We start from the raw sequence: 24,367 nt of genomic DNA, 5'->3' as shown, positions 1-24,367 counted from the left end.
ACGGTTCTTTTTGGATGATTCCGGTTTTCGCCTACATGGGACCAAAGTTCGTGCTAGATGCCCGTCTGCCACACGATCTCGACGCGGTTGCCGAACGGATCGCGGACATGGAAGCGCTCGAAGCCCTCGGCGTTGTGGCGCTGGCTCCAGTCGACATCGAAGTCCAGGCTCGCCAACCTCGCCCCCATCGCCTCCAGGTCCGCCTCGGTCTCGACCGCCAGCGCGGGATGGGCCTTGGCCTGCGGTCGGTGCGGATCCTCGACACCGAGGTGGATCTCCGCGCCGCCCGGCGAACGGAACCAGGCGCCGCCGCGTTTGGCCAGCTCGGCCGGCTTCGGCACCTCGGTCAGCCCGAGGCCGTCGGCGTAGAAGGTCCGGGCCTCGTCCTCGCGGCCGGCGGGCATACCGACCTGCACGTGATGGATGCGCATCATGCCGCCAGTTTCCGGGCGACCACGAAGACGCGGCGAAACGGAAGCAGGACGAAACTGTTTCCTACCGAATCGTTTCGTACGGGATAGGCCTGTGCCAGACGGTTCTTGAGCTCTTCGGCGAACAGATCGAAGAGACCGGCCTTCTCCAGCGCGGCGGCCGTAGGACGAAGGCTCGTCCCGGCGATCCAGGTGAAGACCGGATCCTCCCCGGTCAGCACGTGCAGGTACGTCGTCTCCCAGGCATCGATCTCGAAGCCCTCTCCCACCAGCACGTCGAAGTAGTCGGCCGGGTCATGCGACCCGGGCGACTCGAGGTGACGGGTGTGCTCCGCGTACGACTCCTCGGCGGCGAGATCCTCGCGCAGCCGATGGCTGGGCTCGTCGAAGTTGCCCGGGACCTGGAAGGCGAACCAGCCGCCGTCGCCAACCGCACCGGCGAGCGTGGGGAGCAGGTCCAGATGACCGGACACCCACTGGAGGGTGGCGTTGGAGAGGAGTACGTCGACGGAGCCCGGCACCACCGACTCGGCCCAGTCGCGGAGATCCGCCACCGCGAAGTCGACGCCGTCGATGGTCGCGCGCGCCTTGTCGATCATCGGCGCACTGGAGTCGATGCCGACGACCCTGGCCTCCGGCCAGCGACCCGCAGCCAGGGCGGTCAGGTTGCCGGGGCCGCAGCCGAGGTCGACCACGGTCTTCGGACGATCCGCATCGACCCGGCGAAGGAGATCGACGAACGGCCGACCTCGCTCGTCGGAGTAGGTCAGGTAGCGCTCGGGATCCCATGCGGTCATGGCGTACGTCCTCTCGATTTCTCTTGACGTCAAGATATTCAGATCGTCTCGCCGACTTGTCTCGATGTCAAGATTCTCGATGAGGCGAACTTGGGCTACGCTCACGCCATGCGCGACGAAGTCGACGACCTGAGCGAGGCCTGGGCACACGAAAGGCCCGACCTGGACCTGGGTCCCGTCGAGATCTTCTCGCGTCTCTCCCGCCTCTCGCGTCACCTCGACCTCGCTCGACGCGACGCGTTCTCGGGTTCGGGAATCGAGTCGTGGGAGTTCGACGTACTCGCCGCCCTGCGCCGAGCGGGCGACCCCTACGAGCTCTCCCCCGGCCGCCTGCTGCGCGAGACCCTGGTGACCAGCGGGACCATGACCAACCGCGTCGACCGGCTCGCCTCGCGCGGCTTGGTCGAGCGGCTGCCGGATCCGGCCGACCGGCGGGGCGTCCTCGTCCGGCTCACCCCCGACGGCAAGGCGACCGTCGACAGCGCCTTCGAGGCGCTCCTCGCGGCTGAGCGGGAATTCCTCGACGGCCTCTCCGACGACCAGCAGAGCCAGCTCACCGACCTGCTGCGCCGGCTGCTAGTCCCCTTCTCGTCCTGACTTCGATCGGCGCATACGGCGTGTAACACGCTGTTCGTAGCACTATCCGGTCGTTCCCATAGGGCGAGTAGTGCTACGAACGACGTGTTACAGCAGCCGCAAGCCGCTACTCCAGGACCTCGGCGGCTTCTAGCCACTCCAGCTCGAGGTCGTCCTTTTCCGCGGCGAGCTGATCCAGCTCGGCGCTGAGCTCGGCGAGCCGGGTGTAGTCGTTGACCGACTCGGCCATCGCGAGCTCGAGCTTCTGCTGCTGCTCGCCGATCCGCTCGAGCTGCTTGTCGATCCTGGCGATGACCTTCTTCGCCGCTCGTTCGTCGGCGGAGCCGGGCTTGGCCTTCGACGGGCCACCCGCTGCCGTCTCGGCCGACGCGCGTGACGCCTCGGCCGGCGGGGCTGACGCCCCGGCAGGGATGGGGAGGCGGCGCTCGAGATACTCGTCGACACCGCGCGGGAGCATGGAGATCTGTCCGTCGCCGAGGAGGGCCCAGACGGAGTCGGTGACGCGCTCGAGGAAGTAGCGGTCGTGGGAGACGACGATCAGGGTGCCCGGCCAGGCGTCGAGGAAGTCCTCGAGGACGTTGAGCGTCTCGATGTCGAGGTCGTTGGTCGGCTCGTCGAGCAGCAGCACGTTGGGTTCGGTGAGCAGCAGGCGCAGCAGCTGGAAGCGGCGGCGCTCGCCGCCGGAGAGGTCGCCGATACGGGTGACCAGCTTGTCGCCGGTGAAGCCGAAGCGCTCGAGCATCGAGGTCGCCGAGAGCTCCTGGCCGTCGGTCGTCTTGGTGACGCGCTTGATCGACTCGACGGTCGGGAGGACTCGCGCCTCCGGGTCGAGGTCGTCGAGCTGCTGGGTCAGGTGCTGGAGAGCGATGGTGCGGCCGTGGCGTACCTTCCCCACCGCAGGCGGGAGGGTGCCGTCCAGCAGCGACAGCACCGAGGTCTTGCCGGCGCCGTTGACGCCGACGATGCCAATCCGGTCCCCAGGACCGATGCGCCAGGTGGCGTGCGACAGCAGCTGTCGTTCGCCGCGGAAGAGGTCGACGTCCTCGACATCGATGACGTCCTTGCCGAGCCGCTGAGTGGCGAACTTCTGCAGCTCGAAGCGGTCGCGCGGCGGAGGTACGTCCTCGATGAGCTGGTTGGCGGCGTCGATGCGGAACTTCGGCTTCGACGTACGCGCCGGGGCGCCGCGGCGCAGCCAGGCCAGCTCCTTGCGGACCAGGTTCTGGCGGCGTACTTCGGTGGCGGCGGCCTGACGGGACCTTTCGGCCTTGGCGAGGACGAAGGCGGCATAGCCACCTTCGTAGGCGTCGACCTGGCCGTCGTGGACCTCCCAGGTGAACTGGCACACCGCGTCGAGGAACCAGCGGTCGTGGGTGACCACGACGAGCGCGGACGAGCGCGCGGCCAGGTGGGAAGCGAGCCAGGCCACGGCCTCGACGTCGAGGTGGTTGGTGGGCTCGTCGAGCACGATCAGGTCGTGGTCGCCCAGGAGCAGCTCGGCCAGGGCACAGCGGCGGCGCTCGCCACCGGACAGACCCATGACGGAACGGTCCAGGTCGATCCCGGCCAGGAGCTGTTCGACGATCTCACGGAGCACGGGGACGCCGGCCCACTCGTGATCGGACCGCCCGCCGAGCACCGCCTCGCGCACGGTGTGGGTGTCGATGAGCTGGTCACCCTGGTGCAGGAACCCCACCAGCAGGCCACGCTGGCGCGAGACGCGACCGGAGTCTGGCTCCTCCAGACCGGTCATCACCTGCAGGAGCGTCGTCTTCCCGTCGCCGTTGCGGCCGACGATGCCGACCCGGTCGCCGGCGTTGATGCCGAGGGAGACGTCGTCGAGGAGGGGCCGGATGCCGTACGCCTTGGAGACGTGCTCGAGGTTGAGGAGGTTCGCCATATCGTCTCCCATTGTCCCCGAGGCCGGTGAGGCAGCCAGCATCGCGGCGGCCACCCAGCGGCACACCGGACGGACGAAGAGCCCCTGACCTGCTTAGACTCAGTGCAATGGCCGAGAAGACGACGCTCCGCGAGCACACGCAAGGCTCGCGTCAGATGATCCTCGAAGCAGCGCTCCGGCTGGCCGCCGAGCGTGGCTATGTCGGCACGACGATGGCGCTGGTCCGTCGCGCGACCGGCCTCCCGCCGTCGTCCCTCTACTGGCACTTCTCCAACAAGGACCAGCTCCTCGCCGAGGCGCTCGAGCACGGCTACACCCGATGGAACGACATCGCCCCGCGGTGGGAGCCGACACCGACCGGCGACGACCTGCGCGAGGGGCTGCTGGCCAACCTGCGGCGTACGACGTCGGACACCCACGGCGCCAGGGCCGACTGGTGGCGGATGGGCCTGATGCTGGCACTCGAGTCCGGACCGACGGTCGGCGACGGTCCGCGCCAGCGCTTCCTCCAGATCCGCACCCAGACGCTGGCCGACTTCGAGCGGTGGTGGGACGAGGCGGTCGACCTTCCGGCCCCGCACATCGAGACCCTCGCCCGACTGACGCTCGCCGCGCACGACGGCCTCTTCATCCACGCCCAGACCGACGAGTACGCCGAGCTCGACCCGCTCCGGCAGCGGCTCGCCGACGGGCTGGCCGAAGTCGCGGACCACCTCCGGAAGCAGGACCCGGCGGCCGTCCCCGAGCCCGTGGATCTGCCGCCGGTGACGTACGAGGGCAGGAGCAGCAGCCGCGAGAAGCTGGTCGCGGCAGCGCTGGAGGTCGCCGCGGAGAGTGGCTACGAGGGCGCCTCGATCAGCCGGATCTGTGCCGCGGCGGAGCTGCCGGCCTCATCGGTCTACTGGCACTTCGCGAACAAGGACGACCTGTTCTCGGCCGCGGTGGACGACTCCTACCGCGCCTGGATCAGCACCCAGTCCTCCTGGCAGTCGCCGAGCGCTGACTACGACTGCGCCGCCGAGCTCCCCCTGATGCTGAGGCCCCTGGTGGCCAGCCTGCGCCGGCTGCCCCCGTTCCTGCGGATCGGCCTGATGCTGGTGCTGCCGAAGCGGGCTGAGCCACTTCCCGGCCGCGACCGGTTCCTTGCCGTACGCCGCCAGTCGCGCGACGACTTCGCCGGCTGGTTCCGCGGAGCTCTCGGTGACGACGGGTCGGTGCACGCCGATCAGATGGCCGCGCTGCTGCTGGTGATCGCAGACGGACTTCTCTTTGCCGAGGCGCTCGACAGCGCCGACATGCCACCGGCCACGACCTCGGACCTGCTGGCGCGACTGGTGACGGCGACGCCGTTTCATACACAGATCAGTCACTGACCTACTACCGTACGTCCACAGAGGATTTACGACGCTAACGGGCAGAAACGCAGCGAACTGTATGCCGTGTCATCTATTTCCGCAGGTCAGGAATGAGATTTATCCAACATTTGCTCCACAACCTCCGGAACGATCGTTACAGTGACTGCTGTCACAGAGAGTTGGAGGCCCCAGATCCCCCCTTCGTGGTGCCTCCGTCTCAGTTAAGGAGATCCCCCCATGAGCGTCACTGCTATCCCCACCCTGGCTAGTCAGCACGACCATGAAGGCGCCCCGAGGACGACCTCCTCGGCGACCCCGTCTGCGACGAAGGCCCTCCAGATCCTGGAGGCATTTCTCGGAGCCGGCCCGAAGCTCGGTGTCAGCGAGATCGCTCGCACCGCGGGCCTTCCCAAGTCGACCGCCTTCCGCCTTCTGCGCCACCTCGAGCAGAGCGGGTACGTCGAGCGCACCGGCCGCCACTACGTACTCGGCCGGCGGCTCTTCGAGCTCGGCAACGCGGTGCAGATCTGCCGCCCGCAAGGCATCCGGGAGACCGCGATGCCACATCTGGCCGAGCTATACGTGGCGACCGGCAAGACCGTGCACCTCGCCATCCTCGAGGGCACCGACATCGTCATCCTGGAGAAGATCACCGGTCGTGGTGGCATCCAGCCGGACACGTACGTCGGCGGGCGAGCGCCCGCCGCCTGCTCCGCGCTCGGCAAGGCGATCCTCTCGTTCAGCGACCGCAACCACATCGCGCCGGTGCTCGAGTCCGGCCTGGTGAGGCGCACCCGCCACTCGCACGGCGACCCGGCGAAGTTCCTCGCCGAGCTCCGCCGCGCCAACAGCGAGCGCATCGCCTTCGACCGCGAGGAGGCCCAGCTCGGCATCGTCTGCGCCGCGGTCCCGATCATGATCGAGGGCCGGGCGATCGCCGCGGTCTCCGTCTCCGGCAGCGCCGCCGGGTTCAACGCCGCCAGCATCACCCGCCATCTGCGCCGCGCCGCCGCGGCGATCTCCGACGAGGTCGTCTCCAGCGCCGCCTGACCCGGCCGAGGCGTCAGGTACGTCGGCCGACACGTCACGTACGTCGGCCGAGAGGGCACGGTGCTGCCCTCTCGGCCGACGTAGCTGACGTCTCGGCTGTCAGTAGGTGACGACGTGGGCACCGGCGACGGGGCCCGGGGCGGTCCAGACGCGGTCGTACGCCTTGGCCTGCATCGCTCCGGCGACCTCGCGGGCGTGGGCCGCGTCGCGGCAGAGCATCAGGACGGTCGGGCCCGAGCCGGAGAGCTGTACGGCCAGGGCACCTGCCTCCGCGCCGTCGACGAAGGTCTTGGCGAGGTCGGGGCGTAGCGCCAGCGCCGGCGCCTGCAGGTCGTTGGCGAGCGCCTCGGCGAGGAGCTCCGCGTCGCCCTTCTCCAGCGCCATGAGCAGGTTCTCGGGGACCTGGGGGTCGCCGACCTCGGTCCCGGCGTGCTCGTCGAAGGCGCGGTAGACCGCCGGCGTCGAGAGCCCCTGCTCGTTGCCGACCGCGACCCACCACCAGGCACCGTTGTCGGTGACCGGCTCCACGATCTCGCCGCGGCCGCCGCCGATGGCGGTGGCGCCGATGAGCGCGAACGGTACGTCGGAGCCCAGCTGGCCCGCCAAGCGCAGCAGATCCTCGTCGGAGGTCTCCAGCGACCACAGCCGGTCGAGGGCGACGAGCGTCGCGGCGGCGTCGGCCGAGCCGCCGGCGAGACCGCCGGCGACCGGGATGCCCTTGTGGATCGCGACGTTCGCGGCCCTGTCGATGCCGTGGTGGGCGGCGAGAGCCTTGCCGGCCCGCACGACGATGTTGTCATCGCCGGTCGGGATCTCCGCCAGCGCGATGTGGTCCTCCGCGGTGAGCGTCACCTGCCACTCGGCGGCCTCGCTCACGGTGACGTCGTCGTAGAGCCCGATCGCCTGGTAGACGGTCGCCAGCGGATGGAACCCGTCCGAACGGACCGGCCCGACACCGAGGTGGAGGTTGAACTTCGCGGCCGCGCGGACGGTGATGGTCATGAGGGAACCCTTTGGAGCGATTCGGTGATGCGTACGAAGTCCGCGACGGTCAGCGCCTCGCCGCGCGCCAGCGGGTCGATCCCGGCCGCGACGAGTGCCTTCTCGGCGGCGTCGGCAGAGCCGGCCAGGGGCTTGAGTACGCCGCGCAGCGCCTTGCGACGCTGCGCGAAGGCGGCGTCGATGACCGCGAAGACCTCTTCGCGCGAGACGGCGGTCGACGGCGGTTCACGGTGACGCCAGTAGACGAGGCCGGAGTCGACGTTGGGCGCCGGCCAGAAGACGTTGCGGCCGATCGCGCCGGCGCGGCGTACCTCGGCGTACCACGCGGCCTTCACCGAGGGGACGCCGTAGACCTTGGAGCCGGGCTTGGCCGCCAGCCGGTCGGCGACCTCGGCCTGCACCATCACCAGGCCGTGGCGCAGCGAGGGCAGCAGCGACATCAGGTGCAGCAGGACCGGGACCGAGACGTTGTAGGGCAGGTTCGCGACCAGCGCCGTGGGCGGCGGGCCGGGGACGGAGTCGACCCGGAGGGCGTCCGCGCGGAGCAGGCTGAACGCATCGGCCTGGTCGGGGGCGTACTCCTGGATGGTTCTCGGCAGCCGCTGCGCCAGGACCTCGTCGATCTCGATCGCGGTCACCTTCGCGCCGGTCTCGAGGATGGCGAGGGTGAGCGACCCGAGGCCGGGGCCGACCTCGACGACGACGTCATCGGCGGTGACGCCGGACTCGCGCACGATCCGGCGCACGGTGTTGGCGTCGATGACGAAGTTCTGCCCGCGCTGCTTGGTCGGGCGGAGATCGAGCTCGGATGCGAGCGACCGCACCTCCGCCGGGCCCAACAGGCGCGGCGGGGTGCGGTCGGTCATGGGTACAGACTATGGCCCGAGGGCCGAAACAGCCTTACTGCGGCAGACCGAGCTGCTGCGAGCAGTGCGGCCAGGAGCCGTAGCCACCGTTGGCGTCACGGACCTTGGTCGCGATCGCGATCTGGGTCTCGCGGCTGTTCTCGCTCGGGAGACCGGAGCCACCGTAGGCCTGCCAGGTCTGCAGATTGAACTGCAGCCCGCCGTAGTAGCCGTTGCCGGTGTTGATCGCCCAGTTGCCACCGGACTCGCACTGCGCGAGCTGGTCCCAGACGGTGTTGCCGCCGGCGAAGTTGGCCGCAGGCGCTTCCTTCGCCTTGGTGCCGACCTTGACGATGCGCGGCTCGGCCTCCTCGAGGACGTTCTGCTCGAGGACCTTCTTGGAGACGGCCTCGCCGTTCTTGAGGACGATCCGGTAGGTCACCGAACGGACCCCGTCGGAGCCCTCGTCGACGACCTCGGTCTCACCCTCGTACATCGAGGAGTCCTCGCGCTCCTCGACCGGCGCCTCGACCTTCTCGCGGGCGACCTTCTGGGTCTTGGCGGAGAAGTCGGTGAAGACGATCTTCTGACCGGTCTTCACTGCCTTGTCGGAGGCCGGGGAGACCTTGTCCCGGCGCTCGAGGTCGACACCGAGGTCCTTCAACGCATCGGCGACGGTCAGCGCGGTCACGCTGACCTTCTTGGTCTTCTTCCCCGCCAGCTCGACCTTGACGGTCTTCGGCGTGATGACGTCGAGCGACATCCCGTCGCGGCCAATGTAGGCACCGCGGCTGGTCGAGAGCTCTGCCCGGTCGTAGTCACGGCCGAGCTCGGCGAGAGCACCGCCGACGGTGGTCGCGGTCACCCAGTGGTCCTGGGCCTTGCCGTCGACCTCGAGGCTCAGCTGACGGGCGTAGCGGACGCTGATCGCGCTGCCGTCCTCGACCTGGGTGTCGAGCGATGGAGCAACCGCGTCACGGTCGCCGATCTCGATGCCCTCGGCCTCGAGGACCTCACCCACCGTGTCGGCGTGGACGCTGACGTCCTTGGCCTTGCCGTCGACCGAGACGATGACATCGGTCTGGGAGGTCTTGACGCCGTATGCGGTGCCGCCTGTGGCGACCACGGCGGCGGCGAGTCCGCCGACCAGAATGGCCTTACGGCGACGAGTAGATGCGATGTTGCGAACCCATGAGGTGGTGCTGCTGACGGGCACAATGCTCCGATGTTCGTGCTCTCCGGGCACGGGCGAACGGTGTTGCGAGATCTGGTGATCTACGCGCTGAGGCCCACCCCCAACACCGTCCGGATCTGTCCCGATCCCGGCTATCTCGCCGGACAGCGGAACAAATGCGGTCGGTTAAATGCAAGTCTCCTGCCCGATCCGCAGGCAATTACAAGCATGCAATCTCGGCATCAAATGAGGGCCACGGAGTGCTGTCAATACCTGTCGTAGCAAATGACAGGTGTGCGATTCACCACGTCGAAATCGCTGGTCAAGCGGGTTGATCAGAGCGCATGTCGTAATCCCGCCACGAAATTTCGCTCCCTCTGGCCAATAGGCGACAAATCCTTTACAGGTAACTCCGTTGCTTGGTGTTGTACTCCGAAGCCATCTCTGTCGTGATGGCCCGTCGTGCCGGTCAGTTCTCGGGGAAGGCAGATGTGCGCGATGTCACCAGACTCCGGAGGAACGATGAACAGACGCCTTACCAGCGTTCTCGCCGCGGTTGCGGTCGCCGGCGTGACGCCGGTGGCCCTGACCCACTCGTCGGCTAGCGCCGTCGAGGACTCGGGGACCCCCGCCGCCGCTGCGGTGAAGCAGAAGGTCGATGACAAGCCTGACGCGCTCAACACCAAGCGCCGCGAGCTCAAGACCAACGCCGCCACTGCCGTCGCCACGGGCGAGAAGCAGACGGTCACGAAGAACGGCAGCGAGGTCGTGAAGATGGGCTCGGGCAAGAACGCCCGCTGGGTGGAGCACGAGCCCACCGAGAAGTCTCAGCTGCTGAGCTTCCTGGTCGAGTTCGGCGAAGGCGGCAACCCGGCCTTCCCGGACAACACCTCGGGCCCGCTCCACAACGAGATCGCGCCGCCCGCTGAGAACGACAACTCCACCTACTGGGAGGAGGACTTCTCCCGCGAGCACTACATGGACATGTTCTTCAACCAGAACAAGGGTGAGGAGTCGTTCCACAACGTCTACAAGGAGATGTCGAGCGGCCGCTTCGACCTCCAGGGCGACGTGAGCGACTGGGTGACGCTTCCGCACGCGGAGTCCTACTACCAGAACGACAAGGGCGACGAGACCGCCGCCGCGATGAAGAACTTCGTCCAGGACAGCGCCAACGCCTGGTACGACGCGCAGAAGGCGGCCGGCAAGACCGACGCCGAGATCACTGCGTACCTCCAGGACTACGACATCTGGGACCGCTACGACCTCGATGGCGACGGCAACTTCAACGAGGCCGACGGCTACATCGACCACTTCCAGGCGATCCACTCCGGCGTCGGCGAGGAGGCCGGTGGCGCACCGTGGACCATCTGGTCGCACCGCTGGGCCGCGAACGCGTCCGGCTCCGACGGCCCGGCCAACCACCCGAAGGCCGGCGGCGTCAAGATCGGTAACACCGACATCTGGATCCGCGACTACACCACCGAGCCCGAGAACGGCGGTCTGGGCGTCTTCGCGCACGAGTTCGGCCACGACCTCGGTCTGCCGGACTTCTACGACACCGCAGGCGGCGAGAACGGCACCGGCTTCTGGACCCTGATGAGCTCGGGTTCCTGGCTGGGCCACGGTGACGGCACCATCGGCACCACCCCCAACCACATGGGCGCCCCGGAGAAGCTCTTCCTCGGCTGGCTCAACTACGACACCGTCGAGGCCGGCACGTCGAAGAAGCTGACCCTGGGTCCGAGCTTCCACGACACCGGGTCCAAGACCCCGCAGGCGCTCGTGGTGAACCTGCCCGACGGCGAGACCACCCACGACGTCGGTTCCGGTACGTCCGGCAAGACGTTCCTCTACTCCGGCAAGGGCGACGACCGCACCGCCACCGCGGTCAGCCCGGAGATCACCGTCCCCGCGGGCGGCACGCTCTCGGCCAAGGTGAAGTACGACCTCGAGGCGGAGTACGACTTCACCTTCCTGGAGGCCTCCACCGACGGCGGCACCACCTGGTCGACCCCGCTGGCGACGAACCTGTCCTCTGCCGAGTACAACAACGGCATCCACGGCACCTCCGACAGCACCTGCGACGGCAACTGCGCCGACCACGACCCGCAGGAGTACGTCGACCTGACCGCCGATCTCTCGGCGTACGCGGGTCAGAACGTGAAGCTCCGCTTCCGCACCGCGAACGACGGCGGCGTCGCCTACTACGGCTTCGCCATCGACGACCTCTCGGTCGGCTCGGCCTACACGACGGACTTCTCGTCCTTCGACGGCTGGACCAACAAGGAGTACATGGGCATCACCGACGGCACCTACATCTCGACGTACCCGCGCTTCTACATCGCCGAGAACCGGCAGTACAAGGGCTACGACAAGACGCTGGCCGAGGGTCCGTACAACTTCGGCTACGGCGTGACCGCGCCTGACAAGGTCGACCACTACGCATACCAGGACGGCCTGCTGATCTGGTACAAGAACGGCGAGTTCACCGACAACAACACCTCGGAGCACCCCGGTGGTGGCCAGGCGCTGGTCGTCGACGCCTCCGTCGGCGTCCAGAAGTGGTCGAACGGCACCCTGTCGCGCAACCGGATCCAGGGGTACGACTCGACCTTCGACGTCGACCGCACCGACGCGCTCCACCTGGAGAACGAGATCGCCGGCGCCCCGAACAACGTCCTCGACCTGCCGCGGCGCAAGGGCGTGCCGACCTTCTACGACAGCTCGGAGACGGCGTACTACGACGCGTCCAACCCGGCGCACTCCACCAAGACGGCCGGCAGCGGCGTCAAGATCAAGGTGCTCTACTCGGACGAGCGCAGGGGCACGATGACGCTCAGCGTCTCCTGACCTGATCACAGCAACGAGAGGGCCCGAGGCGATCGCCTCGGGCCCCTCTCGTGTCAGTGCCGGTCCATCACCAGGTGCCGCCGAAGGCCGTCTCGGTGTTGGTGTTGACGGCGTTGCAGAGCGCCTCGAGGTCCTCGCCGCGTACGTCGGCCATCACCCGCATCGTGGCCGGGATCATGTAGCTGGAGTTGACCGCGCCGCGATGCGGGTGGGGCGTCAGGAACGGGGCGTCGGTCTCGACCAGGATGCGGTCCTGGGGAGTGATCGCGAGGGCGTCGCGGAGGTACTGCGCGTTCTTGAACGTCACCGTGCCGGCGAAGGAGAGGTAGGCACCGCGGTCGAGGCACTGGCGGGCGAACTCGGGGTCGCCGGAGAAGCAGTGCATCACCCACCGCTCGGGCGGGCCGACGCTGTCGATCACCTCGAGCACCGCCTCGTGGGCGTCGCGGTCGTGGATCATCAGGGTCTTGTCGAGGCGCTTGGCGATGTCGATGTGACGCCGGAACGAGTAGGCCTGGGTCTCGCGACCCTCCTCGTCGGTGCGGAAGAAGTCCATCCCGGTCTCCCCCACCACGCGGACCTTGTCGTGCGCCCCGGCGAGCTTCTCGATCTCGTCCAGCGCAGCCTCGAGGTCGGGCTGGCGAGGAGCGTCGTTGGGGTGGAGCGCCACCCCGGCGACCATGTTGTCGTACGTCTGGGCCGCCTCCACCGCCCAGCGTGCACCGGGCAGGTCGCAGCCGATCTGGACCACCCTGGTCACGCCCACCGCCGCCGCCTGCGCGAGCGCCTCCTCGATCGGGAGACTCTCGTCCCCTCGGACGATGTCGAGATGGGTGTGGTTGTCGACGACCGGTGCGGGCAGTGGCTCGGGTGCCGGGGCGAAACTCATGCTCACCAGTCTTCTACACGCTCTTGTGGACGAGGTCGTAGACCTCGCGTTTCGGTACGCCGGCCAGTCTGGCCACCTCGGCGATGGCTTCCTTCTTCGTGTGGCCCTCACCTTCCAGGTCGGCGACGGCGGCGCGGAGGCTGTCGGGGTCGCTGCCGACCTCGGCGGACGGGTCGGCACCGGAGACGACGATGGTGACCTCGCCGCGCACTCCCTCTGCGGCCCAGTCGACGAGCTCGGCCAGTCCCCCGCGGCGTACCTCTTCGTGGGTCTTCGTCAGCTCCCGGCAGACCGCGGCGGCGCGGCCGTCGCCGAAGGCGTCGCGCATCGCCGCCAGGGCAGCCTCGGTGCGGTGGGGGGCCTCGAAGAAGACCATGGTGCGCTCCTCCTTCGCCAGCGAGGCGAGACGGCGGCCCCGTTCGCCGGCCTTGCGGGGCAGGAAGCCCTCGAAGCAGAACCGGTCGACGGGGAGGCCGCTGACGGCCAGGGCGGTGAGGACCGCCGAGGGGCCGGGCACCGCGGTGACGCGTACGTCCTTCTCGACCGCGGCGGCGACCAGGCGGTAGCCGGGGTCGGAGACCGAGGGCATGCCGGCGTCGGTCACCAGCAGCACGCGGTTGCCGTCCAGGAGGTCGGCGAGCAGCGTCGGCGTACGCGCACTCTCGTTGCCCTCGAAGTAGGAGACGATGCGGCCCTTGATCTCGACCCCGAGATCCGTCGTCAGCCGACGCAGGCGGCGGGTGTCCTCAGCGGCGATGACATCCGCGGTGGCGAGCTCGGAGGCCAGTCGCGGAGGGGCGTCCTCGACGCGTCCGATCGGGGTTGCCGCTAGTACGAGCACGCCATCGTTTGGATCTACCACACCGATATTGTCGCAGGCTTATAAGGTTCCCTCGTGACGACGACGGTGACCGAGGAGCCGGAGCCCATGGAGGGCCTGGCCAGCACCCCCTCAGGTCACTTCCTGCCGACCGCCTGGGAGCGCGCCCGGCGCCGCATCAACGGCTCGCCGCGGGCGGGCTGGGCGGCGACGCTCGGGATCACGGCGCTGGCGTTCCTGCTGCGGCTGTGGCACCTGGGCACCCCGAAGGTCTTCGCCTTCGACGAGACCTACTACGCCAAGGACGCCTGGGCTCTGCTCGAGTTCGGCTACGCGCGCAACTTCATCGAGGGCGCCGACGAGAACATCCTGGCCGGACAGCTCGACGGACAGTTCGCCGACGGGCCGTCGATGATCGTCCACCCCGACGTGGGCAAATGGATCATCGCCCTCGGCATCAAGCTCTTCGGGATGGACCCGTTCGGCTGGCGGATCGCCTCGGTCGTGGTCGGCTCGCTGCTGGTGCTGCTGACCATCCGGTTCGTACGCCGCGTCTCCGGCTCCATGCTGCTCGGTCTCGTCGGCGGCATCCTGGTCACCTTCGACGGGCTCGCGTTCGTGCTCTCGCGCCTGGCCCTGCTCGATCTCTTCGTCGCCTTCTTCCTGCTGCTCGCGGTGCACCTGATGGTGATGGACCGCGACTGGTGCCGACGCCGGTTCTCCGCGCTCGCGCCCACCCAGCTCGCCGCGCCCGGCGCCTGGGGACCCGTCCGCCAGATGCTGTTCCGTCCGTGGCTGCTCTGCTCGGGCATCGCGTGGGGCCTGGCGATCGGCTCCAAGTGGGAGGCGCTCTACCCGCTGGCCGCCTTCGGTCTCCTCTATGTGGCCTGGTCCGCGGGGATGCGGCGCTCGTTCGGCGTACGTCTGTCCTGGCTTCGTGCCTGTGTGGCCGACGGGCCGACGGCGTTCGTGCACCTGGTGGGCGTCGCGCTGGCGGTCTACGTGATGACGTGGATCCCGTGGATGACCCACGCGGACGTCTACGAGGAGTCGCTCTCGGCAACGCAGTACACGCGCTACACCGGCGAGGGCCACTGCGAGAACAAGTCGTACGTCCCCGAGAACCTCAACGACAAGCGCTGGCCGACCGCCACGGAGCCGGACGCGTCCGGCCTCGGCGAGGTCAGCCAGTCGCTGCGGTCGCTGTGGTACTACCACCGCGACGTCTTCACCTTCCACACCCACTTCCTGGAGTGCGCCGAGCACACCTACGGGTCCCATCCGATCGGCTGGCTGGTTCTGAACCGGCCGGTCGGGGTCGCCGCCGACACCGGGATCCTGTCGGGCGCGAAGTCGCGCGGCGAGATGTGCGATGCCTCCCCCGCGACCGATCCCGACGGCGACGGTCCTGCCGAGGCGGGGACGTGCCTGCGGCAGGTGCTGCTCCTGGGCACTCCGGTGCTGTGGTGGGGAGCGTTCGTCGCGCTGATCGTCTCGGCGTTCATGTGGGTCGCCGCGCGGGACTGGAGGTTCGGGGTCGCCGTCGTCGGGGTGCTGTCGACGTGGCTGCCCTGGCTGCAGTACGCCGGGCGGCCGATCTTCTCCTTCTACATGATCATCGCGCTGCCGTTCCTGGTGCTCGGCCTGTGCCTGTGTCTGGGCAAGCTGCTCGACCGGCCGCCGCCGCTGGCCGGCGGAAACCCTGCCACCCGGCGTCGCGTCGGGGGTGCCGTCGCCGGTGGCATCTTCGTCGTGCTGGTGATCTGCAACTTCGCCTGGTTCTGGCCGATCTACACCGATGAGCTGCTCACCCGGCAGGAATGGCTGACGAGGATCTGGTTCAAGCGATGGATCTAGAGCATGTGGTGCGCGGCCGAGTGCCGCGACCGGGCGGCTTCGACGACGTCGTCGTGACCGTGTCCGCAGGACTCGTCTCGGATGTGCGGGCTGCCGTCCCCGGCGACCCGTCGTCTTCGGGGATCCTGCTCCCGGGGCTGGTGGACATCCACAACCACGGCGGTGGCGGTGCCTCGTTCCACTCGACGTCGGCGGACGAGATCGCCACCGCGGCCGGCGTTCATCACGCTGCCGGCACGACCACGCTGCTGGCCTCGACCGTGACCGACTCGCCTACCCGGTTGCTGTCGGTCGTCTCGGCGCTGGCCACGGCCGCGGAGTCCGGGCTGATCGCCGGGATCCACATGGAAGGGCCATTCCTGGAGCACTCCTGCCGCGGGGCGCACGATCCCGCGCTGCTGCTCGCGCCGGATGCCGGTCTCGCCCGTGAGTTCGTCGAGGCCGGACGGGGTCACCTGCGGGTGATGACGCTGGCCGCGGAGCTCCCCGGGGCCGACGAGGTCGCCTCGGTGCTCACCGAGGCCGGGGTCGTGGTGGCACTGGGACACACCGCGGCGTCGGCTTCGCGGGCTCGTGCCTTCCTGTCCGGGCCCGGGAGCCTGGTCACCCATCTCTTCAACGGGATGCCGCCCGCGCACCATCGCTCGCCTGGTCCGGTGCTCGGCGCTCTGGGAGCCGCGGGTGTGGGCGATGCCTGTGTGGAGCTGATCGCTGACGGCGTACACCTCGACGACGAGACGGTCCGGGCCGTGATGTCGATGGTGCCCGGCTCGGTCGTACTCGTCACCGACGCGATGGCCGCGGCGGGGATGGCCGACGGCGACTACCAGCTCGGACCGCTGTCCGTGGAGGTACGCTCCGGGGTCGCCCGGGTGGCCGACGGGACCGGCAACGGGTCGATCGCCGGAGGTACGTCGCGGCTCATCGACCAGGTACGCCGCCATGCGGCCGCCGGGGTGGACCTGGCCATGCTGATGAAGGCCGCGAGCCTGCGGCCGGCATCGGTCGTGGGCCTCGACGCGGGCCGCCTCGAGATCGGCGCGCGCGCCGATCTCGTGCTCACCGACGAGTCGCTGCAGCCGACCCGGGTGATGCGCGGCGGGGCCTGGCTGGTCTCGTAGATCGGGCTCGTATTCTGGGCACCATGTCCTCCACGAAGCCCGACGACTCTTCCCCACTCATCGCCGGGCTCGTGCCCAAGTGGGCGGTCGCGGCCTTCGCCGTCGACATCTTCTTCGTGCTCCTCTTCGCCTTCGCCGGACGTCAGTCGCACGACTCCGGCCCGGCGCTCGTCGTGCTCCGCATCGCCTGGCCCTTCCTGATCGGGCTCGCCGTGTCCTGGGCCGTGCTGATCTGGCGCCGCTGGCCTGCCGCTCGCGCATGGCCTGCGGGCGTGGTCGTCTGGCTCGGGACGTACGTCATCGGGATGGTGCTGCGCGGCCTCTCCGGCGAGGGCCTGGCGCCGGCCTTCCTGGTCGTCTCGCTCCTCTTCCTCGGCCTCACCCTGGTCGGCTGGCGCGGCTACGTCAGCGCCAAGCTCCACTACCGCTCCCGCCGCCTGGCCGAGTAGTCGGCTAGAGCGTGGCGGCTGCGGCGACCGGGTCGAAGCCGAAGGGGAGCTCGAGGCGGTGGGCGCGCATCAGGTCGGCGTTGGAGAGTACGTCGACGGTGCGGCCCTCGGCGGCCACGATGCCGCCGTCGAGGATGACGGAGCGCTCGCAGAGCTCGAGGGCGTACGGCAGGTCGTGGGTGACCATGAGGACGGTGACGTCGAGGTCGCGGAGGATGTCGGCGAGCTCGCGGCGGGAGGCGGGATCGAGGTTGGAGGAGGGCTCGTCGAGGACCAGGATCTCGGGGTCCATCGCCAGCACGGTGGCCACCGCGACCCGGCGGCGCTGGCCGAAGGAGAGGTGATGCGGGGGCCGGTCGGCGTACTCCTCCATGCCGACCTTCGCGAGCGCCTCGGTCACCTTGGCGTCGAGCTCCGAGCCGCGCAGGCCGAGGTTGGCGGGGCCGAAGGCGACATCCTCGCGGACGGTGCCCATGAAGAGCTGGTCGTCGGGATCCTGGAAGACGATGCCGACGCGGCGGCGGATCTCCTTGATGTTGGCCTTGGTCACGGGGAGTCCGCTCACCGCGACCGATCCGGCACCCGCGAGATGGATCCCGTTGAGATGCAGGACCAGCGTCGTCTTGCCGGCCCCGTTGGGACCCAGCAGCGCGACCCGCTCACCGCGGTGGACGTGCAGGTCGACGCCGAAGAGCGCCTGATGGCCGTCGGGGTAGGCGAAGGCGAGGCCGCGTACGTCCAGGACTGGAGTGGTCACCGGGGCATTCTCCCTGTGTAGCCGCGCGAGACCATAGCCAGGTGCACGCGCTCGCCGCGCTCGAAGGAGCGGATGAACAGCGCGCCGACCGAGCGGGCCAGCACCGGCCAGTGGAGCGGGTTGCGGGCCTCGAAGCCGCGGGATGCACGCGCGACCGCCATCCGGCGCATCTCGTCGGTCACGACCTCGAGGTAGCGCACCATGAACGCCATGATCTGCACCAGCTGCTGAGGCAGCCGCAGCCGCTCCAGGCCGTGGACCAGCTCCTGGGGCGTCGTGGTCGCGGCCAGCAGCAGCCCGGCGATCACACCGAGGGTGCCCTTGACGAGCAGCCCCCACGCCGAGAGCAGACCCGACTCGCTGAGGCTGAGTCCGAGCACCTCGATCCGCGGCCCGTGAGCGATGAAGGGCATCAACACCGCGAAGACCACGAACGGCGTCTCGACGACCATCCGCTTCAGCACCCACCCCGGGCGCACCCGCGCCACCGCGCCGACCGTCACGAGGACCGCGAGAAAGAAGGCGTACGCAGCGAACCACTCCCGCGGCGTCGCCACCACCACGAGCATGAAGCCGATCAGGGCGAGCACCTTCAGATGGGCGGGCACCGGGTCAGGCCTCGTCGGACTCGGCGGAACGACGGCGTACGACCAGGGCCAGACCACCGGCGATGACAAGCACCACCACGGTGCCGATCACGCCGGCGAGACCGCCGGAGAGCCGCTCGTTGTCGACGCCCTTGGTGCCGTAGTCGGCCAGCGGGCCGTCGGCGGCACCGTGCTCGGAGGCGCTGTCGAGGAAGCCGGTCTTGCCGGCGACGTACTCGAGGCCGTCGGGGTGGGCGGAAGCGTAGTAGGAGACCACCCCGGCCAGGAGGAGCGCGACGACGGCGATGCCGACGGCGACCCACTTGAACGGCACGGCCTTCGTGGACTCGCTCATGCCACCGACTCCTTCGGCTTGATCACCAGGTCGCGCTCGGCGATCACGCCTCGCGCGGCGTAGACGAGGTCGGGGCGTACGGACAGGATCGCGCCGACCGCGAGGAACGTGATCGCGCCCTCGCCCAGACCGATCACCGTGTGCCAGCCGAGCATCGCGGTGGCCAGTGTGGTCAGCGAGATATCGGCGGTGCCACCGACCGCGTAGAGCGCGGTGAAGACGGCCGCTGCCGCGGGGACGGAGAGGAAGGCGCCGATCGCAGCCGCGGGGGCGACCAGTCCGACCCGCTTCGGCAGCACCTTGATCAGCACCCGGCTCACGAACCAGCCGACGAGCACCGTGGTGACGGCCATGAGCAGGATGTTGGTGCCGAGCGCGGTGATGCCGCCGTCGGCGAAGAGCAGGGACTGCACGATCAGCACGACCGAGACGCACAGCACCCCGGTCCACGGCCCCACCAGCACCGCCGCCAGCGCGCCGCCCATCAGGTGACCGCTCGTGCCCGCCCCCACCGGGAAGTTGAGCATCTGGGTCGCGAAGACGAACGCGGCCACGAGGCCGGCCAGCGGGGCGGTCTTGTCGTCGAGCTCGCGGCGCGCGCCGCGCAGCGCGACGCCGACCGCGACGACAGCGACTGCACCGGTGGCGATCGACGTCGGCGCGTCGAGGAAGCCGTCGGGGACGTGCATGGTCACCTCATTGATCTACGTGGGGGCGGTCGAAGTGGAACCCGAGAGGAAACTGCTAACGCGAACTTATCGCAATAGCCTCGCCCGCGCACTGTCCGGTCAGACAGTGGATCAAGACTTCAGACATTTCAATCGACGCCAAATGAATACTTCTCAAGTCATGACAGCGCGCGTACCGTCGACGGCATGAGCAGCTCCGCCAACGACATCGTCATCTGCGAGCCCCTCCGCACCCCGGTCGGCCGGTTCCTCGGCGCCCTGGCGCCGCTGACCGCGACCGACCTCGCCACGACGGTCCTGCGCGAGCTGGTCGCGCGCACCGGCCTCCAGGAGGGCGACGTCGACGACGTCATCCTCGGCAACGGCTACGCGAGCGGCGAGAACCCTGCGATCGGCCGCATCGCGGCCCTCGACGCCGGGCTCGGCAACGGCGTCCCCGGTCTTCAGATCGACCGTAGGTGCGGGTCGGGCCTGCAGGCGATCCTGTACGCCGCGGGCTCGGTCGCCACCGGCGCCGCGAACCTCGTCGTGGCCGGCGGTGCGGAGTCGATGTCCAACGTCGAGCACTACGCGCTCGGGCTGCGCGGCGGGGTGAAGCAGGGCGGCATCGAGCTGCTCGACCGCCTCGACCGGGCTCGCGAGACCGCGGGCGGCAAGGACCACCCGCTCCCCGGCGGCATGATCGAGACCGCCGAGAACCTGCGCCGTGACTACGGCATCGGGCGCGAGGAGCAGGACGAGCTCGCGCTGCGCTCCAACCAGCGTGCCGTCGCCGCCCACGAGGCCGGCAAGTTCGCCGACGAGCTCGTTCCGGTGACCGTCCCCGGCGGCCGCCGCAAGCCCGACGTCGTCGTCGACCGCGACGAGCACCCGCGCGCCGACATCTCCCTGGAGAAGCTCGCCGCGCTGCGCCCGATCCGGCTGAAGATCGACGAGGAGTCGACCGTCACCGCCGGCAACGCGTCCGGCCAGAACGACGGCGCCGCCATGTGCGTGGTGACCACGCGCGCCGAGGCCGAGCGGCGCGGCCTGACTCCCCTGCTGGCGCTCAAGTCGTGGGCCGTCACCGGCTGCGAACCCGAGCGGATGGGCATCGGCCCCGTCCTCTCCAGCAAGGCGGCGCTGTCCCGGGCCGGGCTCACCCTCGACGAGATCGACCTGATCGAGCTCAACGAGGCCTTCGCCGCCCAGGTCCTCGCCGTCCTGCGCGAGTGGAAGATCGACGCCACCGACGAGCGGCTCAACCCCAACGGCTCGGGCATCTCGCTCGGTCACCCGATCGGCGCCACCGGCGCCCGCATCCTCGCCACCGCCGCCCGCGAGGCGCAGCGGCGCGAGGCCCGGTACGTCCTGGAGACGATGTGCATCGGTGGCGGACAGGGGCTGGCGGCCGTGTTCGAGTCGGTGCGCTGAAGCAGCCGGCAGAGCGACGTACGAAATTCTTCGAGAGAGCAGAGAAGACATGGGTCTGGACAAGGTGGTCGGGTCGGCCGCGGAGGCGGTCGCCGACATTCACAGCGGGGCCAGCCTGGCCGTGGGCGGCTTCGGGCTGGTGGGAATCCCGTGGTTCCTGATCGAGGCGCTGCGCGAGCAGGGTGCGGACGACCTGATGGTGGTCTCCAACAACTGCGGCGTCGACGGCGCCGGGCTCGGGCTGCTGCTCGACGACCACCGCATCTCCCGGGTGATCGCGAGCTACATCGGCGAGAACAAGGAGTTCGGGCGCCAGTACCTGGCCGGCGAGATCACCCTCGAGCTCACCCCGCAGGGCACGCTCGCTGAGCGGATGCGCGCGGGAGGCAGCGGGATCGGCGCCTTCTACACCCCGACCGGCGTCGGCACGATGGTCTCCGACGGCGGCCTGCCCTACCGCTACAACCCCGACGGGACGATCGCCGAGGCCTCCGAGCCGAAGGAGGTCCGCGAGTTCCACGGCAAGCAGATGGTGCTCGAGGAGGGCATCATCACCGACTTCGCGCTGGTCCGCGCGACCCGCGTCGACCGCGCCGGAAACGCCCAGTTCAACGCCTCCACGCGCAACTTCAACGTACCGGCCGCGATGGCCGGCCGAGTGACCGTCGTCGAGGCCGAGGAGGTCGTCGAGGTCGGGGAGATCGCCCCGGCCGACGTCCACCTTCCGGGGATCTTCGTGAAACGGATCGTCGCGCTGACGCCCGAGCAGGCAGCGCGCAAGGACATCGAGAAGCGTACGACGCGCGGCGAGCGCCCGACCACGAACCAGGAGGCCTGAGTCATGGCTTGGGACCGCAACCAGATGGCCGCACGCGCCGCGCAGGAGCTGCAGGACGGCGACTACGTCAACCTCGGGATCGGCCTGCCGACGCTGATCCCCGACTACATCCCGGAGACCTCGACGGTCGTGCTGCACGCCGAGAACGGCATCCTCGGCGTCGGCCCGTTCCCCTACGAGGACGAGGTCGACCCCGACCTGATCAACGCAGGCAAGCAGACCGTCACGGTGCTCGCGGGGGCTTCCTACTTCGACTCGGCGACCTCGTTCGCGATGATCCGCGGCGGCCACATCGACGTCGCCGTCCTGGGCGCGATGCAGGTCTCGACCAACGGCGACATCGCCAACTGGATGGTGCCCGGACAGATGGTCAAGGGCATGGGCGGCGCGATGGACCTCGTCTCCGGCGCCGGGCGGGTGATCGTGCTGATGGAGCACGTCACCAAGAAGGGTGCACCCAAGCTGCTCTCGGCCTGCGACCTGCCGCTGACCGGTCGCGGGATCGTGAAGCGGGTCATCACGGACCTGGGCGTCCTCGACGTCGCTGGCTCGTCGTTCGAGCTCGTCGAGCTCGCTCCCGGGGTGACGTACGACGAGGTCGTGGCGGCCACGGGCGCGCCGGTCGTCGACAAGACCGTCGCCGTGACTGCTTAGTCTCACTATTCAAAACCCGAGACCTGCTACGTAACTCGCGTTTGCACTCCGTCGTTCGAGGTGTGATATCCAACACACCCCTGGAGTGAGTCGTGAAACTCGGCAGACTGGCATTCCTCGTACCGTTCCTGGCTCTGGTCACGACCTTTCTGCCACCGACGCACTCCGCGTCCGCGGCCCCGGCGACCGCCGTCGCCTCGGCCGCGACCGCGCAGGCGCCGCAGGCGCGGGCCGGGGCGTGGAAGCCTCGCCCGGCGACGTACGGCGTGGTGGTCGAGAAGGACATCCAGCTGACGATGTCCGATGGGGTGGTGCTCCGCGCCGACGTCCACCGTCCGGCGAAGGCGGACGGGACCGTGGCGCCGGGCCGGTTTCCGGTGATCCTGACCCAGAACCCCTACAACAAGAACGTCTCCGGCGGGGGCGGCGGCGACTACTTCGTCGAGCGTGGCTACGTCTGGGTCCAGACCGACGTACGCGGCACCGGCTCCTCCGCGGGTCAGTGGGACGCGTTCGGCGACCGTGAGCAGAAGGACGGCCTCGAGGTCGCCAACTGGGCGACCTCGAAGAAGCGCCCGTGGAGCAACGGCGAGCTCGGCCTGTGGGGCGCGTCCTACATGGCGATCAACCAGTTCTTCACCGCCGCTCAGCACCCGCGCGGGCTGAAGGCGATGTTCCCGATCGTGCCGGCCGGCGACGTCTACCGCGACGTCGTCGCCTCCGGCGGCCAGATCGACGCCGGGTTCATCCCGCTGTGGTTCGGGCTGGTCACGGGCGCCGGACTGGTGCCGCCGGCCGTCAACCAGACCCGCCCCGACGCCACCTTGACCACGCTGCTCCAGCACGTCGGCGGTGCGCTCGGGTTCCAGGTGCCGATGCTCGTCAGCGCGGTCCTGGGCAGCGACGCCGGCTACGACGGACCCTTCTACAGGAAGCGGTCACCGCTGAGCGTGGTCGACGAGATCGACGTACCGACGTTCGTGACGGCCGGGCAGTACGACATCTTCCAGCGCGGCACGCCGATGCTCTTCGACCGGATGCAGAAGAACGGCGTGGACACCAAGCTGCTCATCGGACCGTGGACGCACGCCGAGGCGGCCACCGGCGCCGGCCTGGAGGGCAGCGGGATCAACAGCATGGGCGAGATGGCCCTGCGGTGGTTCGACACGCACCTCAAGGGTCTGCCCGACGCCACCCTCGACCGCGACGTCGCGCCGGTGACCTACCACGAGATCGGGTCCGGGAAGTGGCGCACGATGCAGTCGTGGCTCGGGAGCGAGGTCCGTGCGAAGACGTACGCCCTCGGGTCGGCCCTGAAGCCCGTCGGCGGAGACACGATCATGCCGCTGCCGGTGCAGGGGCTGTGCTCGCGCAGCACCGCGCAGTGGACCGCCGGCGCCCTCGCGATCCCAGGCTGCGAGACCGACAACCGGATCAACGACGCGCTCGGGGTCTCCTACGAGACCGCTCCGGCGACGTCGGACCTGGCCTTCTCCGGCCCGCTCAACGCCGACCTGTCGGTCTCCACGACCGGCACCGACGGCCTGATCTCGGTCTCGGTCGAGGACGTCGCGCCCGACGGGTCCGTCGACCGCATCACCGGCGGCTGGCAGACCCTGCGCCACCGTGCCGTCACCGCGTCGAGGTCGCGAACCTTGAACGGCCAGGTCGTCCAGCCGTGGCACCCCTTCACCCGTGAGGCCGAGCAGGCGGTCACGCCCGGGACGATCTACCGCGTGCCCGTTGAGGTCTTCCCGACCGGCGCAGTGATCGAGAAGGGCCACCGCCTCCGAGTCACCGTCCACTCCTACGACGTCCCCCACCTGCTGCCCAACGTGAAGCAGCTGGTCCGCGGCATCGCCGGCGTGGTCACGGTCCACCACACGAAGACGAACCCCTCGACGCTGGTGCTACCGGTCCGGAGGTAGCGCCGA

The 24,367-nt window shown here is 69.3% G+C and carries 23 protein-coding genes; 11 read left to right on the top strand and 12 right to left on the bottom strand.

Annotated elements, in window-relative coordinates; genetic code table 11:
* Positions 1–53 precede the first annotated feature (53 nt).
* Positions 54–434, bottom strand: coding sequence for a VOC family protein (locus ACIO3S_RS04740; protein ID WP_400460082.1), 381 nt, complete (start codon positions 432–434; stop codon positions 54–56).
* Positions 431–1,228, bottom strand: a complete 798-nt coding sequence (locus ACIO3S_RS04735; RefSeq protein ID WP_400460079.1) for a methyltransferase domain-containing protein — start codon at positions 1,226–1,228, stop codon at positions 431–433. The genes ACIO3S_RS04740 and ACIO3S_RS04735 overlap by 4 nt, the downstream gene beginning before the upstream one ends.
* Positions 1,229–1,336: 108 nt before the next feature.
* Here ACIO3S_RS04735 and ACIO3S_RS04730 point away from each other — a divergent pair, with 108 nt between their 5' ends.
* Positions 1,337–1,825 (top strand): MarR family transcriptional regulator, encoded by a 489-nt coding sequence (locus tag ACIO3S_RS04730; RefSeq protein WP_141791697.1) that lies wholly within the window; start codon positions 1,337–1,339, stop codon positions 1,823–1,825.
* Positions 1,826–1,931: 106 nt separating this feature from the next.
* Here ACIO3S_RS04730 and ACIO3S_RS04725 read toward each other — a convergent pair whose 3' ends face one another.
* Entirely contained in the window at positions 1,932–3,725 is a 1,794-nt protein-coding gene (locus ACIO3S_RS04725) for an ATP-binding cassette domain-containing protein (RefSeq protein ID WP_400460075.1), read from the bottom strand.
* A 107-nt stretch (positions 3,726–3,832) separates the two neighbouring features.
* On the opposite strand from ACIO3S_RS04725, the gene ACIO3S_RS04720 reads away from it, so the two are divergent.
* A complete protein-coding gene (locus ACIO3S_RS04720) occupies positions 3,833–5,098 on the top strand; it encodes a TetR/AcrR family transcriptional regulator (protein ID WP_400460072.1) in 1,266 nt (421 codons plus the stop codon).
* 219 nt (positions 5,099–5,317) lie between these two features.
* Positions 5,318–6,130 carry an IclR family transcriptional regulator gene (locus tag ACIO3S_RS04715; RefSeq protein WP_160025447.1) on the top strand — a complete coding sequence of 271 codons (813 nt, stop codon included), beginning with the start codon at positions 5,318–5,320 and terminating at the stop codon, positions 6,128–6,130.
* A 99-nt stretch (positions 6,131–6,229) separates the two neighbouring features.
* Here the strand turns inward: ACIO3S_RS04715 and ACIO3S_RS04710 are convergent, their stop codons facing one another.
* From ACIO3S_RS04710 to ACIO3S_RS04700, 3 genes are read right to left on the bottom strand one after another with little or no spacing between them, the layout of a single operon-like run.
* Complete coding sequence (locus ACIO3S_RS04710; protein ID WP_400460068.1) at positions 6,230–7,132, bottom strand: 4-(cytidine 5'-diphospho)-2-C-methyl-D-erythritol kinase; 903 nt, start codon at positions 7,130–7,132, stop codon at positions 6,230–6,232.
* Complete coding sequence (gene rsmA / locus ACIO3S_RS04705) at positions 7,129–7,998, bottom strand: 16S rRNA (adenine(1518)-N(6)/adenine(1519)-N(6))-dimethyltransferase RsmA (RefSeq protein WP_400460065.1); 870 nt, start codon at positions 7,996–7,998, stop codon at positions 7,129–7,131. Before rsmA ends, ACIO3S_RS04710 begins: the two co-directional genes overlap by 4 nt.
* A 34-nt stretch (positions 7,999–8,032) precedes the next feature.
* The gene (locus ACIO3S_RS04700; RefSeq protein ID WP_400460062.1) at positions 8,033–9,193 is read right to left on the bottom strand and encodes a ubiquitin-like domain-containing protein; all 1,161 of its coding nucleotides are present in this window, start codon (positions 9,191–9,193) and stop codon (positions 8,033–8,035) included.
* 480 nt (positions 9,194–9,673) lie between these two features.
* On the opposite strand from ACIO3S_RS04700, the gene ACIO3S_RS04695 reads away from it, so the two are divergent.
* The gene (locus ACIO3S_RS04695) at positions 9,674–12,004 is read left to right on the top strand and encodes an immune inhibitor A domain-containing protein (protein ID WP_400460058.1); all 2,331 of its coding nucleotides are present in this window, start codon (positions 9,674–9,676) and stop codon (positions 12,002–12,004) included.
* Positions 12,005–12,071: 67 nt separating this feature from the next.
* On the opposite strand, the gene ACIO3S_RS04690 is transcribed toward ACIO3S_RS04695, so the two are convergent.
* Both ACIO3S_RS04690 and rsmI read right to left on the bottom strand, forming a co-directional pair.
* On the bottom strand, positions 12,072–12,893 hold the full coding sequence (locus tag ACIO3S_RS04690; protein WP_400460055.1) for a TatD family hydrolase: 822 nt from the start codon (positions 12,891–12,893) through the stop codon (positions 12,072–12,074).
* Positions 12,894–12,906: 13 nt separating this feature from the next.
* Complete coding sequence (gene rsmI, locus ACIO3S_RS04685; RefSeq protein ID WP_400460052.1) at positions 12,907–13,755, bottom strand: 16S rRNA (cytidine(1402)-2'-O)-methyltransferase; 849 nt, start codon at positions 13,753–13,755, stop codon at positions 12,907–12,909.
* Positions 13,756–13,788: 33 nt separating this feature from the next.
* On the opposite strand from rsmI, the gene ACIO3S_RS04680 reads away from it, so the two are divergent.
* Genes ACIO3S_RS04680 through ACIO3S_RS04670 form a run of 3 tightly spaced genes read left to right on the top strand, consistent with a single transcriptional unit; the run spans position 13,789 to position 17,140 of the window.
* Positions 13,789–15,570, top strand: a complete 1,782-nt coding sequence (locus tag ACIO3S_RS04680) for a dolichyl-phosphate-mannose--protein mannosyltransferase (protein ID WP_400460049.1) — start codon at positions 13,789–13,791, stop codon at positions 15,568–15,570.
* A complete protein-coding gene (locus ACIO3S_RS04675) occupies positions 15,561–16,691 on the top strand; it encodes an N-acetylglucosamine-6-phosphate deacetylase (RefSeq protein ID WP_400460046.1) in 1,131 nt (376 codons plus the stop codon). The genes ACIO3S_RS04680 and ACIO3S_RS04675 overlap by 10 nt, the downstream gene beginning before the upstream one ends.
* 23 nt (positions 16,692–16,714) lie before the next feature.
* Positions 16,715–17,140 carry a DUF3054 domain-containing protein gene (locus tag ACIO3S_RS04670; protein ID WP_400460043.1) on the top strand — a complete coding sequence of 142 codons (426 nt, stop codon included), beginning with the start codon at positions 16,715–16,717 and terminating at the stop codon, positions 17,138–17,140.
* A 4-nt stretch (positions 17,141–17,144) separates the two neighbouring features.
* Here ACIO3S_RS04670 and ACIO3S_RS04665 read toward each other — a convergent pair whose 3' ends face one another.
* Genes ACIO3S_RS04665 through ACIO3S_RS04650 form a run of 4 tightly spaced genes read right to left on the bottom strand, consistent with a single transcriptional unit; the run spans position 17,145 to position 19,528 of the window.
* On the bottom strand, positions 17,145–17,897 hold the full coding sequence (locus ACIO3S_RS04665) for an ABC transporter ATP-binding protein (RefSeq protein ID WP_350838591.1): 753 nt from the start codon (positions 17,895–17,897) through the stop codon (positions 17,145–17,147).
* Positions 17,894–18,505 (bottom strand): cobalt ECF transporter T component CbiQ, encoded by a 612-nt coding sequence (gene cbiQ / locus ACIO3S_RS04660; protein ID WP_160025458.1) that lies wholly within the window; start codon positions 18,503–18,505, stop codon positions 17,894–17,896. The genes ACIO3S_RS04665 and cbiQ overlap by 4 nt, the downstream gene beginning before the upstream one ends.
* Before the next feature lie 4 nt (positions 18,506–18,509).
* The gene (locus tag ACIO3S_RS04655) at positions 18,510–18,839 is read right to left on the bottom strand and encodes a PDGLE domain-containing protein (RefSeq protein WP_400460039.1); all 330 of its coding nucleotides are present in this window, start codon (positions 18,837–18,839) and stop codon (positions 18,510–18,512) included.
* A complete protein-coding gene (locus ACIO3S_RS04650) occupies positions 18,836–19,528 on the bottom strand; it encodes an energy-coupling factor ABC transporter permease (protein WP_160025460.1) in 693 nt (230 codons plus the stop codon). The genes ACIO3S_RS04655 and ACIO3S_RS04650 overlap by 4 nt, the downstream gene beginning before the upstream one ends.
* Positions 19,529–19,714: 186 nt before the next feature.
* Between ACIO3S_RS04650 and ACIO3S_RS04645 the strand changes: the two genes are divergently transcribed.
* The 4 genes from ACIO3S_RS04645 (at position 19,715) to ACIO3S_RS04630 (ending at position 24,361) form a co-directional block, all read left to right on the top strand.
* Entirely contained in the window at positions 19,715–20,941 is a 1,227-nt protein-coding gene (locus tag ACIO3S_RS04645) for an acetyl-CoA C-acetyltransferase (protein WP_400460036.1), read from the top strand.
* Positions 20,942–20,990: 49 nt separating this feature from the next.
* On the top strand, positions 20,991–21,779 hold the full coding sequence (locus ACIO3S_RS04640; protein WP_160025462.1) for a CoA transferase subunit A: 789 nt from the start codon (positions 20,991–20,993) through the stop codon (positions 21,777–21,779).
* A 3-nt stretch (positions 21,780–21,782) separates the two neighbouring features.
* Entirely contained in the window at positions 21,783–22,433 is a 651-nt protein-coding gene (locus ACIO3S_RS04635; protein ID WP_400460033.1) for a CoA transferase subunit B, read from the top strand.
* Positions 22,434–22,525: 92 nt separating this feature from the next.
* Positions 22,526–24,361, top strand: coding sequence for a CocE/NonD family hydrolase (locus tag ACIO3S_RS04630; protein WP_400460030.1), 1,836 nt, complete (start codon positions 22,526–22,528; stop codon positions 24,359–24,361).
* Positions 24,362–24,367: the final 6 nt, after the last annotated feature.

It is taken from the genome of Nocardioides sp. NPDC087217 (genome assembly GCF_044744805.1).
GTDB lineage: Bacteria > Actinomycetota > Actinomycetes > Propionibacteriales > Nocardioidaceae > Nocardioides.
Note: the sequence above shows the minus strand (reverse complement) of the source record. Positions and strands in the feature narration are given on the sequence as shown.

Bases quoted from the DNA above. Each gene is read 5' to 3' on its own strand.
- ACIO3S_RS04740 (WP_400460082.1), bottom strand. From the start codon at position 434: ATGATGCGCATCCATCACGTGCAGGTCGGTATGCCCGCCGGCCGCGAG.
- ACIO3S_RS04735 (WP_400460079.1), bottom strand. From the start codon at position 1,228: ATGACCGCATGGGATCCCGAGCGCTACCTGACCTACTCCGACGAGCGA.
- ACIO3S_RS04730 (WP_141791697.1), top strand. From the start codon at position 1,337: ATGCGCGACGAAGTCGACGACCTGAGCGAGGCCTGGGCACACGAAAGG.
- ACIO3S_RS04725 (WP_400460075.1), bottom strand. From the start codon at position 3,725: ATGGCGAACCTCCTCAACCTCGAGCACGTCTCCAAGGCGTACGGCATC.
- ACIO3S_RS04720 (WP_400460072.1), top strand. From the start codon at position 3,833: ATGGCCGAGAAGACGACGCTCCGCGAGCACACGCAAGGCTCGCGTCAG.
- ACIO3S_RS04715 (WP_160025447.1), top strand. From the start codon at position 5,318: ATGAGCGTCACTGCTATCCCCACCCTGGCTAGTCAGCACGACCATGAA.
- ACIO3S_RS04710 (WP_400460068.1), bottom strand. From the start codon at position 7,132: ATGACCATCACCGTCCGCGCGGCCGCGAAGTTCAACCTCCACCTCGGT.
- rsmA (WP_400460065.1), bottom strand. From the start codon at position 7,998: ATGACCGACCGCACCCCGCCGCGCCTGTTGGGCCCGGCGGAGGTGCGG.
- ACIO3S_RS04695 (WP_400460058.1), top strand. From the start codon at position 9,674: ATGAACAGACGCCTTACCAGCGTTCTCGCCGCGGTTGCGGTCGCCGGC.
- ACIO3S_RS04690 (WP_400460055.1), bottom strand. From the start codon at position 12,893: ATGAGTTTCGCCCCGGCACCCGAGCCACTGCCCGCACCGGTCGTCGAC.
- ACIO3S_RS04675 (WP_400460046.1), top strand. From the start codon at position 15,561: ATGGATCTAGAGCATGTGGTGCGCGGCCGAGTGCCGCGACCGGGCGGC.
- ACIO3S_RS04670 (WP_400460043.1), top strand. From the start codon at position 16,715: ATGTCCTCCACGAAGCCCGACGACTCTTCCCCACTCATCGCCGGGCTC.
- ACIO3S_RS04655 (WP_400460039.1), bottom strand. From the start codon at position 18,839: ATGAGCGAGTCCACGAAGGCCGTGCCGTTCAAGTGGGTCGCCGTCGGC.
- ACIO3S_RS04650 (WP_160025460.1), bottom strand. From the start codon at position 19,528: ATGCACGTCCCCGACGGCTTCCTCGACGCGCCGACGTCGATCGCCACC.
- ACIO3S_RS04645 (WP_400460036.1), top strand. From the start codon at position 19,715: ATGAGCAGCTCCGCCAACGACATCGTCATCTGCGAGCCCCTCCGCACC.
- ACIO3S_RS04640 (WP_160025462.1), top strand. From the start codon at position 20,991: ATGGGTCTGGACAAGGTGGTCGGGTCGGCCGCGGAGGCGGTCGCCGAC.
- ACIO3S_RS04635 (WP_400460033.1), top strand. From the start codon at position 21,783: ATGGCTTGGGACCGCAACCAGATGGCCGCACGCGCCGCGCAGGAGCTG.